This is a genomic window from Solitalea longa, assembly GCF_002920915.1.
Taxonomy (GTDB): domain Bacteria; phylum Bacteroidota; class Bacteroidia; order Sphingobacteriales; family Sphingobacteriaceae; genus Solitalea; species Solitalea longa.
This window is the reverse complement of record NZ_PQVF01000003.1, coordinates 206,043-223,913: the sequence shown is the minus strand read 5'-3', so window position 1 is coordinate 223,913 and position 17,871 is coordinate 206,043. Positions and strand designations below refer to the sequence as shown.

The 17,871-nt window shown below is 39.2% G+C and carries 10 protein-coding genes; 1 reads left to right on the top strand and 9 read right to left on the bottom strand.

Annotated features, from left to right (window positions below; translation table 11 throughout):
* Positions 1–9 precede the first annotated feature (9 nt).
* Positions 10–2,649: an alpha/beta hydrolase family protein gene (locus C3K47_RS05225; protein WP_103788060.1), complete on the top strand. Its 2,640-nt coding sequence runs from the start codon at positions 10–12 to the stop codon at positions 2,647–2,649.
* Between the two features lie 156 nt (positions 2,650–2,805).
* On the opposite strand, the gene C3K47_RS05220 is transcribed toward C3K47_RS05225, so the two are convergent.
* From C3K47_RS05220 to C3K47_RS05180, 9 genes are all read right to left on the bottom strand, one after another.
* Complete coding sequence (locus C3K47_RS05220; protein ID WP_103788059.1) at positions 2,806–5,460, bottom strand: S9 family peptidase; 2,655 nt, start codon at positions 5,458–5,460, stop codon at positions 2,806–2,808.
* Positions 5,447–6,829 (bottom strand): RagB/SusD family nutrient uptake outer membrane protein, encoded by a 1,383-nt coding sequence (locus C3K47_RS05215; protein WP_103788058.1) that lies wholly within the window; start codon positions 6,827–6,829, stop codon positions 5,447–5,449. The genes C3K47_RS05220 and C3K47_RS05215 overlap by 14 nt, the downstream gene beginning before the upstream one ends.
* 16 nt (positions 6,830–6,845) lie before the next feature.
* Positions 6,846–10,082: a SusC/RagA family TonB-linked outer membrane protein gene (locus tag C3K47_RS05210; RefSeq protein WP_165784636.1), complete on the bottom strand. Its 3,237-nt coding sequence runs from the start codon at positions 10,080–10,082 to the stop codon at positions 6,846–6,848.
* Positions 10,083–10,307: 225 nt separating this feature from the next.
* Complete coding sequence (locus C3K47_RS05205) at positions 10,308–11,489, bottom strand: FecR family protein (RefSeq protein ID WP_103788056.1); 1,182 nt, start codon at positions 11,487–11,489, stop codon at positions 10,308–10,310.
* A 54-nt stretch (positions 11,490–11,543) separates the two neighbouring features.
* The gene (locus C3K47_RS05200) at positions 11,544–12,131 is read right to left on the bottom strand and encodes an RNA polymerase sigma factor (RefSeq protein ID WP_165784635.1); all 588 of its coding nucleotides are present in this window, start codon (positions 12,129–12,131) and stop codon (positions 11,544–11,546) included.
* Between the two features lie 673 nt (positions 12,132–12,804).
* The gene (locus C3K47_RS05195; RefSeq protein WP_103788054.1) at positions 12,805–12,969 is read right to left on the bottom strand and encodes a glycine zipper family protein; all 165 of its coding nucleotides are present in this window, start codon (positions 12,967–12,969) and stop codon (positions 12,805–12,807) included.
* Positions 12,970–13,170: 201 nt separating this feature from the next.
* Entirely contained in the window at positions 13,171–13,608 is a 438-nt protein-coding gene (locus C3K47_RS05190; RefSeq protein ID WP_103788053.1) for a VOC family protein, read from the bottom strand.
* Between the two features lie 605 nt (positions 13,609–14,213).
* Complete coding sequence (locus C3K47_RS05185) at positions 14,214–15,260, bottom strand: aldose epimerase family protein (RefSeq protein WP_243392492.1); 1,047 nt, start codon at positions 15,258–15,260, stop codon at positions 14,214–14,216.
* A 198-nt stretch (positions 15,261–15,458) separates the two neighbouring features.
* A complete protein-coding gene (locus C3K47_RS05180; RefSeq protein ID WP_103788182.1) occupies positions 15,459–17,807 on the bottom strand; it encodes a glycoside hydrolase family 2 protein in 2,349 nt (782 codons plus the stop codon).
* Positions 17,808–17,871: the final 64 nt, after the last annotated feature.

Sequence of the window (17,871 nt, the reverse complement as noted above, 5' to 3'; positions counted from 1 at the left end):
TATAAAACCATGATTATATTCAAACGAAAAATTGACTTCGTAATCTCGAGTTTGGTGTTGGATCTATTTCTTTTAGTGTTGTTAGCCTGTCCCATACTGGGACAGGCACAACAAAAGAAGCCATTAAACGAAGACGATTACGGCAGGTGGGGAACACTGGAGGTAAAAGCCATTTCTGAAGATGGGAAATGGGCGAGTTATGCGATGCGGTATGAAAACCACAACGATACTTTATTTGTACAAAACATCGCTAAAAATAAAAGCTATGCCATCCCAAAAGGGACTGAGGGTAGTTTTGGAGGAGAGCAACTATTTGCATTCTTGATACCAGAGGAGTCCCAATTGAAAGTAATGCAGTTACAGACGGGCAATATAAAAGTATATGACAATGTCAGACGGTATGAATTGGCAAGTAACGGTCGGTACATTATCACTTTCAATAAAGGGTATAGTGAGAAAAGCTTGTTGAAGATATATAATCAAAAAGGAATAGCCATTGACAGTATCCTTGGAGTCACAGAATATGCCTTAAATGCAAGCAAAGATGCTTTAATTTTTGCCAGCAGGCTTCGGGAACATAGTGACGTTGGAATAATCTATTTTAAACAGTATTCCCGCGAAACGATATCGAAAGAAAATGCCGGCAAGTTTGCCAATTTTGTCTGGCAGCACAATGATAAGTCAGTTGCTTTTTTGAATGAAATTGACTCTGTCTCAAAAATAACTACGATTAATTATCTTAGAATTAGTGATAAGAAACTGTTTTCATTTGATTATTCCACTAAAGTAGGCTCAACCAAAAACATGTGCATCGGTTTCAAGAATTGGAACCAACCCCACGTCTCCTTTGATGGCACAAAAATTTTTTTTATGGTAGCTAAAAACAAGGATGCAGATTTACGAAACGATCCAAAAGCAGTCGAAGTTTGGAACGGCAATGATAAATGGTTGTATTCAGACAGGCAACGTCAGGAAACATGGGGGGATATTCCTAAACTGGCCGTTTGGTATCCTGAGACGGATTTCTATTCCCAAATAAGCGACAACGATTTACCTGAAATGATGTTGACTGGGCAACAGGATTATGCCATTACCTATAATAAATTTTCCTATGGCTTGCAGGCGAAATATTACGAGGAAGCGGATTTTTATCTTAGGAATATAAAAAACGGTTCCCAAAACCTGATGCTGAAAAAACAATCCGTTGACCCAAATCAAATGGGCTTTGATCCTTTTAGCAACAAAATACTGTATTTTAGGGAAAGTAATTGGTGGATATATGATCCTGTGGAAAAAACGCACACGAACCTGACCAAAAAGGTTACAACTAAATGGGATAATAACAGTTTAACCGATGCTCCCCATCAATTTGGAGCCTATGGCAATCCGGGCTGGAGCTCCGACGGAAAGAACGTTTTATTGTATGATGCCAATGATATCTGGCAGGTGGCTACTGATGGTTCTTCTTGCGAGCGACTAACCAGAGGACGGGAGAAAAACATGGTTTACAGGATAACTCCCATTGAATATGACTGGCGATCACAGAGTAACTACGACGGAAGGAAACCCACCATTTTCGATCTGTCCAAAGATCTGTTGCTCGAAGCAAGAAATACCGAAAACTGGTCAACAGGGTATTTTATTTACAATGCCCAATCGGGAGAGAAACCTTTGGTATATGAAGCCAGTAAAATAGATGAAATCCGCAAGAGTAAAAGCAGCAGTTATATTTTTCAGAATCAAACCTTCAATCAGTCGCCACGATTGGAATTCAGAAAGAAAAACGAGGCTGTTTCCAAAATTTTGTTTCAATCCAACAAGCAACAGAATGAGTATTCCTTTGGAAAATCAGAATTGCTGTATTACAGCAACAGTAAAGGTCAAACATTAAAAGCGGCGCTGTTTTATCCCGCTGATTATAATCCCACAAAGAAATACCCAATGGTGGTGCATATCTATGATGTGATGTCTGATGAACTTCATCAGTATGTCAATCCTAGTTTCTTGAACAGGGAGGGCTTTAATGTGACGAATTATACGCTAAATGGTTATTTTGTGTTAATGCCCGATATTGTATACCAGTTGGGAAACCCAGGAAGTTCGGCCGTTGATTGTGTAACAGCCGGAGTTAAAACGGTTGTCGACAAAGGTTTGGTGGATAAACATAAAATAGGTTTATATGGGCATTCTTTCGGGGGGTATGAAACCAATTTTATTATTTCACAAACTCCAATTTTTGCTGCTGCTGTTTCAGGAGCCGGAGTTAGCGACATCATTTCCTATTACTTTAATATCGGGAGGAATGGTCAATTTCAGACCGATATGTGGCGATTTGAAAACCAGCAGTTTCGTATTGGAAAGTCGCTGTACAAGGACAAAGAGGCATACTTAAGGAATTCTCCTATTATGCACGCAGAAAACATAATAACACCCCTGTTACTATGGGCAGGCAAAGATGACAGGATCATCCCCTGGAATCAAAGCATAACTTATTATCTGGCACTCCGAAAATTAGGGGTCAAAAATGAAATGCTGGTCTATCCTGATGAGGACCATTCATTGGAAAATCCAGAGAATCAAAAGGATCTCAGCAGACGAATGATGGCATGGTTTGACCAATTATTGAAAGGGGAAGCTAGGCTGGATTAGATCTATAAGGAGCTTCCTTTGAATAAAAAGAAGAACTGCATTGCCTTTCATTAAACGCGACGGGAAGCGAGCCACAAATTATCTTTAAAAGGGAGGCCAATTGCCTCCCTTTAGGATTTAAATTATATGAAGAAAGTCCTTATTCCATCGGGTTTTTTATTGACCTACCTGTTTGTTATCTACAGTTATCCATTCCGCAGGCTTTTCACCTTTCAAGTAATAATCAAACCACTCGTTGATGCGTTGCGTCAGGTCTTTTTGATTTTCCCGTTTCCACAAAGTGTGTCCTTCTTCAGGATAAACCAACAAGGTATGTGTTTTATTAAGCCGTCTTAAGGCCAGATAAAATTCCATACTTTGAAGATAATGGATGTGGCGGTCTTCTTCGCCAGTCCATCCCAATAGAGGAGTCTTTACATTTGCCGCCAACAAAACAGGAGAGTTTTTCAAATAACTTTCCGTATCCTCAAAGAGAGATTTGCCAATGCGTAACTGATCGTGCTCTGCACGATAAAAATCAGGAATCTTAAAAGTGACACCCACATAAAGATAACTACTAATGAGATCGGTCCAGGCAGAACCTGAAACCGCAGTCGCAAACCTATCGGTCTGGGTAATGATTAAATCTGTTTCATAACCTCCAAAGGAATGCCCAATAAGTCCAACTTTTTTAGGATCAACATCTCCTTTTGAAATGACAGCATCTACCGAAGACAGTACACATGAAGTGCCCGACTGCCCTACATTGGCAAGTTCAAATTCCATATCCGGAAGTAAAACGAAATACCCCTGGGTGACATAATTGGTGATGTTAAAACCATCCCCTGAATAAGAACTTGGGTTCTGGTAATCATTTAAATACTGGTATTGATGCTGATAGACATGCACTATCATGGGGTATTTTCTGCCCCTTTGATATTCAGCTGGATAGTAAAGAATGCCAGACAATTCCTTACCATTTACAGTATACCGTATCGGCTCAGCCGTACCCCAATAAAAGTGTTCCTGTTGGGCATTGGACTGTACAATTTCCTTTGGTGAGGTGGCATAAAACATAAGCCTTGGCGATACTTCATAACTTTGTTCCACGTACATGTAAGTATCATTGTTAGTTGCCTTGATAATCTGATTCACTTTCTTCTGCTCCCAAACCATAGGAACTACTCCATTTTTACGGCTCCATATACAGAATCCTGATGCCCCGGAATACCTGTCTTCAACACTCAAAATAATTTCGTTGTTTAACTCTAATGGTAGTTTTTTAGTGTCAATTTGATCTCTGTGATAGAGTGGTTCTGGAGTCATATCCTTAATTCGATATGTTCTTTGGATTTCCCTGCCTTTTGTAATTCGCTTTTTAATGTTGCCGTCAGGTGAGATTTGCCACAGATCATATTTATCGTACAGGATTATACTTTTGTCTTTCTCCGTCCATCCCGCCACACCATAAGGAGCAGGCTGTATTGGCATATCTTGATCCTGCCGAAAAAAAGATACCGGTATCGTTTTGGTGATATTGGTATGGGTGTCTTTTTCGACGTCATAGATCCACCAATTTCCTTCCTTGACATAGGCCAGAACTTTCCCGTCGGAGGATGGAACTGTTGAGTAGTCGCCTGAATATTTTTCGAGTACCAGTTTTCTTTTTCCGGTTGTCAAATCAACGATATACAGATCATACGGTCCATCGAAACTGTTTTGGGGCTCATAGACAACTGGATCATAAATAAAAGCATGTTTGTAATCTCCGCTAAGAAACCCTTTTGGAATTTTCCTGTCCGTAATCTGGATAAAGCGGTTGCTCTTCATAGACCATACCGCCATCTTATCACTCAGACTATATTGTCCATAAGTCTTCTTACGGTCAAAGACTTCTTTATCGGCAGCATTCCATACTTGTACGCTGCTTGGATCAATGGGGCGGAGCCTCTCGGAGTTTTCTTTGAGCCAGAAAAAAATGCGATCCCCATCATCCGATACTGTTAGCGTATTGGAGGTCACGTCTGAGATCTTCATATCTATGGGAAAGTTTGGTTGTGCCTTGGCATCAAAATAATTCAGCTTTTTGGTGACAGTACTATAGCTGAAAAGCTTAGGGTTATCAGATACATTTTGTATAAAGACAATAGTATTGCCTTTCCAGTTCAGATTTTGAAACGCACCATTACTACCTGAGGTAATGGTGCTTTTTTTTGTTTTTAATCCTAATTCTAAAAAACCGATTTCATTTTTACCAGTTGAATCTATAGCGTATAAGACTCCTTTGCGACTGGGTTCCAAACGCCAGGCATTTACATTGTGAATTTCTTCTACTGTATTTCCTTGTATATCTTGAACAACAAGATTATGTTTTTGATTAGCCTGTTTTTTCAGGATTAAGAGGAATTTTTCATTCTTTGAAAAAGCAAAATCAGTCACATCAGCTGTTTTTGTAATTACGCCGGTTGTCAGGTTTTGTACTAGTAATGTATCTCTGGCAATACAACCAAAGTAGGTTTCGCCATTAAAAACACCGTTTTTGGCATTTGGAAAACTATAGAGAGTGCTATTTTTTGTGCTTTTCACGAATAAGGTATCCTTTTTGGATTCGTCCCACCGTAAATAACTGGCCCAATTGCCATCATTAGACAGTTTTCTTGCCGTAAAATTACTCCAAAGAGCATAGTCGTCTTTAGTAAGCTGCTTATTGGGTTTATTCTGTCCCATTGAAGGAAAAGCAAGTAACAAAAAAATGAAACTAGAAAAGCCAATGAAAAAGTTTTTATAAACCAGGAGCTTGTCTGACAAGTAATTTATTTTAATAACCTGCATTTTGAGGTTCGAGATTTGGGTTAAGTAAAAGTTCAGATTCAGGCAGTGGCAGTAGTCGATCAGTTGACTTCCATTGTGGTTTGATTGGTGCTAACACCGCATCAAGTTCGCCAGTTCTTTTCAGGTCAAAAAAACGGTTTCCATATTCCGTAAAGAATTCCAGACGGCGCTGTTGAAGCACTTCCGCAATAATGTCTGCTGTGGTAACTGCATTTGAATTCCCTAGCCCTGCCAGATTGCGAATTTTATTTAAATCTTCTTTTGCACCAATAAGATCGTCCTGGTGCGCACGGGCTTCCGCTCTTATGAGATGTTGTTCAGCCATTCTCAGGACAATGGAATATTCCACAGATGTCCCTGTATTGGAAGCTTCTTTATATTTGTTCGCATGGTACCATGTATCAGTACCGTTTGTCACTGCTTTAATCCAATTTGATTTACGAAGATCATTATCACTAAACGCATCGATGAGCTGGTCACTAATTGCCACTGAAGGAGGTGGTCCTTCAACAAAAATAAATGTTCCTGCCTCGTAGGTATTGGCTCCTGCAATAGGAGGCATCAATTGCCAGATAGTAGACGGGCTATCTTTGCCGAATACAGTGCCAATATCTGAAGGCCAAACATATAATCCTGTTTGATTGAGCACAGCCGAAGCTGCATTCGATGCTTCATTCCATTCCTGTCTATAAAGGCAGACTCTGGCCAATAGTGCCTGGGCAGCCCATTTGTTCGGACGTACCCGATCTGCGCCTATGTATCCTTCAGGCAGTAATTCACTTGCCTTGAGTAAATCTGCCTTGATTTGTGCATATACCTCATTAATTGGCAGGCGATGCGCCACTTTGTTTTGCTGGTAATCTGTAGTTAGCAAACATGGAATGTCCCCAAAAGTATTAACGAGATAAAAATGAATTATGGCTCTAACAAACAGAGCCTCTCCCGTTAGTTGATTTTTATCGGAGATTTTCAGCGCATCAGATGATGCAACTCCTTCAATGATGGCATTGGCAGAGTAAATTTGATTATAGCTACTATTCCATAATTCAGCTATTTCCTGATCAGAAGCCAATAATGAATTCGTGTAGAAGTTGGACTGACCTGTGCCAGAAATTCCGTAATACATCAGTTCATCACTATAAAGTCCAAGTTCACATGAAATCCCCATAGGATAGCCTGTAAGTAACCCATGATCTCGGATATTTGCATAAATGTCAACCATGGCTGCATTAGCGGTGGTTTTGTCCTGAAACACATCTTTAGCTGTCAATTGCGAAGAGGGTAAGTCTACATTAGTAAAACTGTCACATCCCACCATTAAGAATAGCGCTATGAAATATATTGTCAATACTAATTTATTATCTTTCATGAGATTGATTTTAAAATTAAAAGGTGATTTGTAAACTTGCGGTAACTACTCGGAGAGGTGGCAAATAGCCCTCGGCGATTAATTCAGGATCCATTCCTTTATAGGGGGTTATCGTTAGCAGATTTTGCCCTTGCAGGCTAAGTTTGCATAAGATATTTTGGGTCCAGCTTTTTGGTACATCATAAGAAATGGAAACATTTTTTAAGCGTATGTAGGAAGCATCACCAATAGCGGCATCACTTTGAAAAAAGCGTGAGTTTGCGGTTCTTTTCTGCGTATTACTATTGCTGTAGGATTGATATGGCCCCAAATCGCCTGTACTCTGCCAATGTTCGGTAACGCCTTCGGGTTGATTAACCATAGTTCCAGGCATTCCCATTCTGTAATTTTCATTGGTAGCCTCCTGTTTTACAAATTGGAACAAAAAATCCAGTTGAATATTTCTGTAGCGTAGTTGGTTTTGAAATCCACCATAGTATTGTGGGCTTAAATTCTTTATAATTTGTTTATCATCTACAGCCGAAAATTTGCCGTCAACATTAAAATCTTCAAATTGATAAACTCCTGTATTTGGATTAAGTCCTGTATAGTGATAGACCTTTGTTATATTAATGGGTTGGCCAACTACATACTGGTATTTATAGGTGGAACCTTCAAGTCCAGGAAAGGAAAGCAACTTATTTTGTGCCCAAGTCAGGTTGAAAGTACTCGTCCAGCTAAAGTTCGTTGATCGGAAATTTGATGTTCGCAAGCTAAATTCGAAACCGCTGTTTTGGACCTCCGCATCTAAATTAGCCTGTATTTCCGAAAAGCCTGTTGTTCCAGGCAATGGTATTCCCACTAATTGGCTTGATGAGCGGTTGCGATACCAAGCCATGGTGGTAAATATCCGGTCGTTCCAAAATCCGGTTTCTAAAGCTAGCTCAAGTTTTTTATTGGTTTCCCAGCCAAAATCAGGATTAAAAAGGCGTGTAGGTTGTAGTCCGCCAATACCTTGATAAGTATTGCCAGAAGTGGCATAGGTATCCAAATATTGATAATCCCCAATCTGGTCGTTCCCTGTTATTCCGTAACTTCCACGTATTTTTCCAAAACTTAAGAAACTAAGATTTTCTTTTATGAATTTCTCATTTGAGAATAACCATGCTGCACCAATAGCACCAAAATTAGCATACTGTCTGCCTGGTCCAAATCGGCTTGATCCGTCCCTGCGTCCTGTGATATTTACTATATATTTTGAGTCCCAGTTCCAGTTTATACGCCCAAAAAAAGCTTGATATTTGTACACAGATTCATCACTGTTCAGAACATAGTGGTTAGTAGCAGAGGCTGGGTTTTCAATTAAACTATTACTTGCAAAACCTTCCGCCAGATTTACCAGTTGGTCGCCGTTTTGTTGTTGAAAAGTGACTCCTGCCAAAGCGTCTATTTTTCCTTTGCCAAAAACATGATTCCAATTGATTTGTGGTTCCGCAATCCAAGAATTCCGATTAACTGTATTTGTGAATAGAACTGACCTCTCGCTCCCCAACCCATAGGCTGGGTTATAGATTGTAGAAGGCTGTATATTATTTTGACTTTGCTGCAGATCGGTATAACCAAAGCTGGTCTTTGCTGTAAATCCTGCTCCTATGTCGTAGGAAAGCAATAAATTGGTGATCAGATCTTTTGTTTGTCCTTTAATTGTTCCTTCTAATTGGGCAAGAGGATTGTCAAAGGTGTTGTTTTCCCAGTTCAGGTTTCCCTCAGCATCATAAAGTGCGGGGGCATTTGGTACAAGGGTGATGGCAGTGCGGGTATAGTCTAGTGCGGGTAAGTTATTGCGTTGGATAGTGTATCCACCGGTAAAATTGATTTTAAATTTCTTATTCTCTGATTCGTGATTCAGATTGAAATGGCCATTGCCTTTAATATATTCAAAATCACCCGGAAGTACAGTAGTTTCCTTGCTGTAATTTCCACTTAAAAGATATTGGGTTTGTGAGTTACCTCCTGATACAGAGGTTTGCACGTTGGTGTAATTCGCAGTTCCTCCTATGAGTTCCTTTTGCCAGTTTGTATTTCGGTTTTGATCCCAAGTTCCGTTTACATCGTAGGCATTTGCGGGATAGTTGGTAACTCCATCATTGGCAAAAGCTTCTCGGCGCATTGCTAAATATTCAGGTGTTTTCATCACATCCATAAAATGGGCTACTTCGCCAAATCCCCTGGAGTAGTTAGCGCTAAAAGTGGCTTTGCCTTCTTTACCTTTTTTGGTGGTTATCAGTACCACACCATTAGCACCACGCGAACCATATATTGCTGTTGCATCAGCATCTTTTAATACCTCTATGCTGGCTACATCATTGGGGTTGATACTGTTCAAGGGGCTATTTTGACCCGGTATGTTGCCAGAGGTATACGTACTGCCAATATCCTGAGATGAATATGGCACCCCGTCGATGATGTACAGGGGGTCGTTACCTTCAAATCGAAGACTATTTTTTCCTCGGATTTCAATGGCGAAACCTCCTCCAGGCATTCCAGTGGTCTGTGTGACATTGACCCCTGGCAAACGTCCTTGCATTGTTGCAAGTACATTGGTCACTGGCTGCTTCTCTATCTCCGCAGCAGTTATTTTGGCAATACTGCCTGTGCGCTCGCTATCCTTTATCGAATAGTAACCAGCATTTACTGTTATTTCTTCAAGTTTATCCGATTTCAGAACTAATTGAATCCTATAGAAATTTTCAGTAACCGTTATTTCTTTGGTTTCATATCCTATGAATGAAATTACCAAAACAGCCTTCTTATCCACATTACTTAAAAAGAACTCGCCATTTTCATTTGTATTGGTGGCCATAGTTGTTCCTTTGATCTTTACATTGGCACCTTCCATCGGCATGCCCACCTCATTAAGCACAACACCACGTATATCAAAAGCGGTAAGGTGATCCATAAATCGTTCAAGCAAGGGAAATGTTACCTTGGTTACCACTACTGTTTTGTTAACCACCTCATATTCCAAAGGTTGTCCTTCAAAAACTTTCTTTAACACGTCATCAAGTTCAGCGTCTTTAACATCAAGGCTAACTTCTTTGGCATCCTGTAGTACCGTAGAATTAAATATAAAATCATAACCCGTTTGAGTACGAATCTGACTTAAAACATCAATTAGTGGTGCCTTCTTTTTAGATATAGTAATCTTCTGTGCAAAGGAACTTGCACTTACCTGAAGAATAGCCATGATTAAAATAAGAGTGGTTATTCTCATTATCAATAGGAATTTAGAAATACAGCGCGGTGGCTGCACCAATTTTTTTATGTAAAAACTGTACATTTGTTTAGCTTTTTAGTGATAGTGCCCTTGCATTTTCCAGATGATGGCACTATCCGATTTAAGAATATTTGAATTAATTATTCAATTAATCTAGGCTTAGTCATTCCAGCTCTAACTGGAATGACTATTTTGTTTTCAGATTAACTGTAAGTCAATTTTTTATTGCATTACAATTATCCTCCTTTCTTGAATTTTGAAATGAACACCTTCTGCTTGTTCAAGTAGTTTAAGCACCTCACTGATATTTTTATTTCTGGATATCTTGGCATAATAAACTTCATCGGTCACTTTACCTTCATATCTTACGTCGATATTATACCATCTCGATAGTTGTCGCATAATACTTTTTATATCCTCTCCTTTAAAGTTAAAGTCTCCATTTTTCCAGGCAATAACTTCTTCTATATCTGCATGTTGGTCAATTTGTATAGAATTACCTGATATATTTATCTGTCCCCCCGGCTTTAGTATTTGTGTACTACCTGTTGATTTTGCAACCACCCGAACAGAGCCTTCTAGCAAAGTAGTATGAACACTCATATCATCAGGATAATTGCTAATGTTAAAATGAGTACCTAAAACCTCAACAGTTTGTTCTTTAGATACAACTCTAAAAGGTTTAGTTTTATCCTTCGCAATTTCAAAATAGGCCTCACCTATGAGTTCTACTTTTCGCTCTTTGGTATCAAAAGAAGTGGGGTAAATTAAAATCGAAGCTGAGTTAAGCCATACTTTAGACCCATCAGAAAGTACTACTTGATATTGGCCTCCTCTTGGTATTTCTAGTTTGTTAAAAGATGGGGGAGAATCTTCATTTTGGGAGTCATTATACTTTAATAAACCGTCTGAAGTTTTATTCACACTGGTACCACCCTCGTTTGATAATAGTCCTGTTTTTGCTTCTTCTAAGGCAATTCTTTTACCATTGGCCAAGGTTAAAATAGCCTTATTACTTCCAGGTTTTACTTCTGCTAAGATTTTAGTATCCTCAGCAGTAATTTTTTTGTTGTGCTGATATAAATAAATACCACCACCAACGCTTAGGATAATGATTGCAGCTGCGGCAATTCGCCCAATAGATTTCCAAAGTGATTTAACCTTTGTTACATGAGAAATATCTTCTGTTAAGGATTTGAATTTTCGGAAGGACTCATTTACTTGAGAACTTGCTAACATATTCCCTAAACCATACACAAATCTCTTTGCTTCTTCAACGTCAGCTTGATTATTTGAATTTATATAGGCGTTCCACTTTTCAACATCGTGCGCGTTTGCATTGTAGCAATAATTGATGAATGTGTCATCTATTATAAGTTCTTCAATGCTATAAATCTTCTCCATCCTTTGTTTTTTTATAAGAGACGGAGGATGGAGTTCTTTTTACCAATGCTTTTTTTAAATAAACATAAATAAAAGTAAATCAGGGAGAAATTTGGAGTCTATGTTTTCATTTTCCATAATTTCTCTCATCTTTTTAATGCCTTCAAAAAGATTATTGTAAACACTTCGGGTGGTTAAACCGGTTCTCTCAACAATCTGTTCATTATTCAAACCTTCATAATACTTTAAAAAGATGGCAGTTTGACAACGAGGTGGTAATTGTTGAAACGCCTTTTCCAGCTTATTCTTTAATTCTACCCAGGATTGATTGTGCAAGATTCTGTCCTCAATAGAAGGATCTATTTCGTTTTGAAAGAGGTTTTGATTTAGATAGTTATATTTCTTGACATCTTCCCGATAATTATCAATTAACTTTCTTTTAAAAGAAGTTATCACGAATGACTTAACATTTTTTATTTCCTTAAAATTAATCTGCTTTTCTAGGAAAGCTAAAAAGGTTTGATTAATAATATCTTTCACAATATCCAGTTCAACACCCTGCTTTAAACCAACAAAAACCAAATAGTTATAATACTCTTTATATAAAGTATTTATAGTATTTGATTCAATGGTTTCATCAGGATTATTGCTTAAGACGTTCATTAACAATAGCATCTAAATGGTATAATTTCCTAAATAAAGTTTATTTATCATTCAAGGTCATAAAAGTATTACTATTTCTATCTTATTAAAATTTGATTTAAATGAATTCCCTTCTCAAAAAAAATACCCGGCACTTTTTAAAGTTAACCGGGATTTGATTTAGTGATATGAAAGAAAAGTTTTTGAATTATCAAAACCTATATCTAATAGACGTAAGGACTTCTCCTTTTTACCAACTCTTTTATTCTTTTTTATATTGATTTTTTCCATTCCAACTATTCTGCCTCCTAAAAGGTCTTAAAAACTGAATTGTTGACAAACTAGACACAGTTCTGTAAAGACAATCATTCTTTATTCGGCAAGGAACCTAGGCCATTTTCGGCCTGGAGCGGTAAGGCCTGCAGGCAAACTGGACGTAGTTCCGTCGGGAATATTCGGTCTGCTCTCGGTTCAACCGAGACGGAAGGCAAAAACTTTCATATCAATAAACCACACCCTACCTTACCCCCTATAAAACCCTTTCTTATGCATCACCGGCTCAGCCGGCAAATCAACCCTTATTTCAATCTCATCATACTCATAACAAACATCCTTCAGTACCTCTATCCTCCTGCCCCATTTCTTCGAATGTTTATTCTAAGTACAGAAAGGATTAAAAGTTATTTCCAGTTTTCTACAGAGTTAAAATAATACTAAAAATAGCACCTATAACTATTCCCATTCCTGCGCCTAAAGAAGTATTTCCAAAAAGAGCTCCAAAGGCTGAACCAAAAACGATTCCAAGACCAACCCACATGCCAAAACCATTTCCTGATTTGTTATCTCCAGTTTCTTTCACGATTGAAGTTTAGTTTTTACTTTTTTGTCACGTGTTTTGATAGTTACTGTGTTAGTCGTTACTATTACCGCCACGTTTTGCAGATTTGTAATGGGCGGGCTTTTCAGTACGAGTTTTCATTCGGAGAACCACACTTCCTCTAACCATGAAACTGTCTAAAGAGCCCCCCTATTTAAAATGTACTATTAGCAGTTTGTTTTTCTATTTTTTCAAAGGAAAATTAAACATCCAACGAATGCCATACTTGTCCAAACAGCAACCCCAAAGTGCTCCCCAAAATTGTTCTGCCAATGGTGCTAAATCAGTAGCTCCTTCTGATAGTGATTGGAATAATCTTTCTGTTTCTTCTCTTGTATCGGGCTCAAGACTAATTGTTGTGTTGTTTCCAATTTTTGTATGATGTCCCATACTTTCCAAATTGTCTGTACCCATAATTTCTACACCATTTAATGTAGGCAATGCTACATGCATAACTTTGTTTTTGTCTTCATCTGAAAGCGGTGGCATACCTTCTGGTGCAGGCATGTCGCCCATTTTCATGATTGGAGCAGAAAATTCAGTTTTAAAAACTGATTTGTAAAAGTTAAAGGCTTCCTCTGTTTTGCCTTGGAAGTTAAGATAGATTGATACTTTTGCCATGTTATTTGTTATTGAAATTTATTTTAAAATTGAGCTATTAATATTTTTTGCTGTTTATAATTTATTTGTCAATAATAATTTGTCTCGAGTTACCAAATCGTCCCTTGCAATGACAGCTAACGTTACAACTTGACGAAAGCCTGGTAATAATACCTGCGTCATTCTCCCAATAGGTAAAGTTATTAAATAGGTTTTTAGTTCAAAAATGCACAATCACCGTGCTTTGGGCAAGTGGTTGTTGATCAATGTTTTTATGGATACCAACCTAAATGAAGCATTTTAGATTTTATCTCAAATGGATAATTTCATAAAAGCCCCATAATTCAATATTCACATAAGGAACCTTGGCCAATTCCAGCCTGTGTGGCATGGTTAAAGGTGAATTGGATGTCCCGCTTCAACCGGGATCGGGAATATTCTGTCTGCCTGACCGCGGAAGGCAAAAGCTTCCATATCTCACAAATAAGAAGTAATAAAGTTGAACTCCACAAACCCTATGATCTATAAATGGCAAAAGCCCATCATTAAAAAAATGACAGGCATTTTGCGCACACCAAAATTGATTATATGAGAAGTTTAATCGGATTCAGTTTTACTAGTTTTTATTATCTATTGACAGAAAACACGTACTCACTTTTACTCTTATAAACTTCATCCGGCATAAGCACCGTTGAAGGAAAATTAGAATGGTTAGGTGAATCCGGAAAATGCTGTGTCTCCAGGCAGAAAGCGGTTCTGAAATTATCAGGACCATTGCGCAGTTTGTTCTTGCCCTGCATAAAATTGCCCGAATAAAACTGCAAGCCCGGCTCGGTAGTGTAAATACTCATTATAATGCCTGATTTATCGCCGCAAACTTCAGCAGCTGGCAATATCTTGCTTGGGTTCAATACATAATTGTGATCATAGCCCTTTCCAAATCGCAACTGGTCGTTAGTGGCGGAGATACAAAACCCGATCTTCTCAGCGATTCTGAAATCAAAGGGAGTACCTGTCACCGGTGCAAGCTCGCCACTTGGAATCAGGGTGGAATCAACCGGCGTATAACGGTCAGCATTGATCATTAGTGTATGATCCAGAATACTTCCAGAACCATTCAGGTTAAAAAAAGCATGATTGGTTAAGTTGACAATCGTAGGCTGATTGGTCGTTGCCTCATACGCTATCGTCAAGGCATTTGCCGAAGTTAGCACATAGGTAACCTTCGCATTCAGTTTGCCCGGAAACCCATTGTCACCATCAGGGGAGCTTAAGGTACAAACCAAGGTAGAATCATTTACTTTTTTCAGGGTCCAGTTTTGATACTGAAATCCTGTCTTACCTCCGTGAAGCGTATTCACCCCATTATTAATAGTAAGCTGATAAGATTCACCATTGAGCTTAAACTTTCCTTTAGCAATCCGATTGCCATATCGGCCAATGGTAGCTCCAAAGTAGGGTTCGGTAGCCTTGTCATAATCTGCAGGGTTTTCAAAACCGATTACAACATCCGTAAGGATCCCGTTCTTATCAGGTACTTTAAGACTCATCAGCCTGGCTCCGTTTTCACAGAATTCAGCCTGCATGCCTTGCTTATTTTCTATAAAGAAAACTTTATAACTTCCATCCCCATTTTTAGAATTTCCGTTACAGCTCATTAATGTAGCTGTCATTATGCAGAGGATTATAATTTTTATTTGATGTTTAAATGACTTCATCGTTTCTTGATTGTCTTAACTTACTCTCTATAAAAATCACAGGCTCCGAAGAGGGCGTCCGGAATCTCCACTTTCCAGATACCCTGACTAACCATCTCTCAATCGGTTATTACTTCAGAACATTTGATTACTACTTTTTACCAGCAGCTCAAACTATTTATGTTCATTGATCGCACCCTGAAAAGCAAGCTTTTCCTGTTCTGAAATACCTGCACCAAATTTCTCCAGGTAGGTTGTAGCAGCAGGCACAAACTCTGTCCATTTTTGTTCATTATAAAAAGTCACCGTTTTTGCTCTCAGGTACATTTCTTCGCCCGGCGCGCCGTATTTCATTACAGCATTACCAATCTCGTCCCAGCTGGCTTTCGCCTTCATCATTGGCTCCATATCCCCTTTAAAGATCATGTTCATCATGAGGATTGTATACATGCGATCACCTAAAACTTTCTTAAAGGCATCGGCATTGTCCTGCATAAATTTGAAACCCTGATCCTTGGTACTTTGACTTATTCTGGCTACCGTCCGCATGTCATCCTCTGGCAACGGTGTTTTTAACGCTTTAAAATACTCCTCAGTGAATTTAACCTTTCCTGCCTGGTCGCCGTTCTGACTGGCCATCATGATCAGTTTTTTCACAAATCCGATATCAGTTTTACCGGCAGCAAATTCATCCTGTGCATTTTTGTATAATATAGCCGGATCAGTTAAATCCGCATCAGTTGCTGTCACCTCAGGGATGGTTCCCATAACTGGATTTAAAGCTGCATGGATCTTTCTAAGTTCTGTAAAAGGGATTTTTACAATCTCCCGGTCATAGGTCATCAAACCATTTTGCTCGGTCTCCACATCAAAGGGTTGAGTATAGATAGAGCCCGACATACCCTCCTTCTGCAATTCCTCCAGCTTCTTGTTCATCCCCGCATATTTCAGTTTCAAGTCTGCAGGTTTTTCCTGTACATATCCCCAGGCTGCATCCGTACTCCACTGATGATCAGGAATAAACACTCCTATCCCTCCAAACTCCCCGCAAACCTGCGCTTTACCCTCCAACTTAATGGCATTCATTGGTTGCGGATAGCTGTGCACATCGGTCATATCGGCATTCACATAAGCATTGGGTGAAGGAGATCTTAATTGATCATTCACATACAAATTTTCACCACTATGACCATTCACAATACGTGTTGGATCCATTTGCTTGATCCAACTGGTCAGGCGCTCCTGGTCATACTGTCCCCATTTCTCATTAAATAAGACCCAGGTAGTAATAGAAGGAGAATTGTGCAGTTGTTGCAACATTTCTGCCCCTTGTTTTTCAAAAGCCTGCTTAGAACCCTCAGGCAAGCCCTGGTTAGGATTCACCATATCCTGCCAAACCAACATCCCCAACTTATCGGCGTGATAATACCAACGGGCAGGTTCTACCTTAATGTGCTTGCGGATGGTATTAAAGCCCATCGCCTTGATCGCTTTGATATCAAAGGCAAGTGCTTCATCAGTAGGTGCAGTATAAAGTCCATCCGGCCAGAAACCCTGGTCAAGCGTTCCCAAATTATAATAAGGTTGATTGTTCAGCATGATTCGCTCTACCCCTTTGCTATCCTTAGCCACAGAGATCTTACGCATACCGAAATAAGATTTCACGACATCCTTACCCAGTTTAGCCGTAAAATCATACAAGTAGGGACTGGCCGGAGACCACAGTTTCAGGTTTTTTACAGGAACCGAAATGATTTTATTAGCCATTCCTTTTATGGTCTTCCCTTCCACAGTCAACTCAACGGGTGATGAGGTAGCTGAATTGACTGTAATGTTCACCACCGATTTATCGACATCAGGATTAATGGTCAAACCGGTAATACTTGCCGCCGGAACGGTTTCCATCCATACCGTTTGCCAGATACCGCTGGTGGGTGTATAATATATATTTTGCGGGTTCAACACCTGCTTGCCATGAGGACCAATACCCTGATCAGATGGATCATAGACTTTCACCATTAACTCATTATCCCCTGCTTTCAATGCATCGGTGATATCAAACGAGAATTCAGTATAACCACCGGTATGACTGCCCACTTCTTTACCGTTCACAAAAACAGTGGCCTGCCAGTCAACCGCACCAAAATGAAGCAAGGTCCGCTCTGCTGCTTTGCTGCTCACATTGACGGTGCGTTTATACCATAAATTTTGCGTTGGCAATAGCATCTTCTTTACACCCGAAAGTGCTGATTCAATGGGGTAAGGCACTAATAGCTGCCCCTGAAAGGCAGAAGGTGTTGAAGCATCTTTTGCCGTAATGGCATAGTCCCACAAACCATTCAAATTCGTCCAGCTACTGCGTACCATTTGTGGGCGTGGATATTCCTTTAAAGCATTGGTAGGCGACACTTCCTTAGCCCAACGGCTTTGGATAGCTATTGGTTGCATTTTATAGCCCTCTTGTGCATATAAATGCTGCGAAAGCAAACATGCTGCTGTAAAAAATATTCTGATCAATTTCATTTCCATTAATTGATTAATTGGTTAATTATTTCTTGTATAGTATAAGTACTTATAGGTAAGATGA

Bases quoted from the DNA above. Each gene is read 5' to 3' on its own strand.
- C3K47_RS05225 (WP_103788060.1), top strand. From the start codon at position 10: ATGATTATATTCAAACGAAAAATTGACTTCGTAATCTCGAGTTTGGTG.
- C3K47_RS05220 (WP_103788059.1), bottom strand. From the start codon at position 5,460: ATGCAGGTTATTAAAATAAATTACTTGTCAGACAAGCTCCTGGTTTAT.
- C3K47_RS05215 (WP_103788058.1), bottom strand. From the start codon at position 6,829: ATGAAAGATAATAAATTAGTATTGACAATATATTTCATAGCGCTATTC.
- C3K47_RS05210 (WP_165784636.1), bottom strand. From the start codon at position 10,082: ATGAGAATAACCACTCTTATTTTAATCATGGCTATTCTTCAGGTAAGT.
- C3K47_RS05205 (WP_103788056.1), bottom strand. From the start codon at position 11,489: ATGGAGAAGATTTATAGCATTGAAGAACTTATAATAGATGACACATTC.
- C3K47_RS05200 (WP_165784635.1), bottom strand. From the start codon at position 12,131: ATGAACGTCTTAAGCAATAATCCTGATGAAACCATTGAATCAAATACT.
- C3K47_RS05190 (WP_103788053.1), bottom strand. From the start codon at position 13,608: ATGGCAAAAGTATCAATCTATCTTAACTTCCAAGGCAAAACAGAGGAA.
- C3K47_RS05185 (WP_243392492.1), bottom strand. From the start codon at position 15,260: ATGACAGCTACATTAATGAGCTGTAACGGAAATTCTAAAAATGGGGAT.
- C3K47_RS05180 (WP_103788182.1), bottom strand. From the start codon at position 17,807: ATGAAATTGATCAGAATATTTTTTACAGCAGCATGTTTGCTTTCGCAG.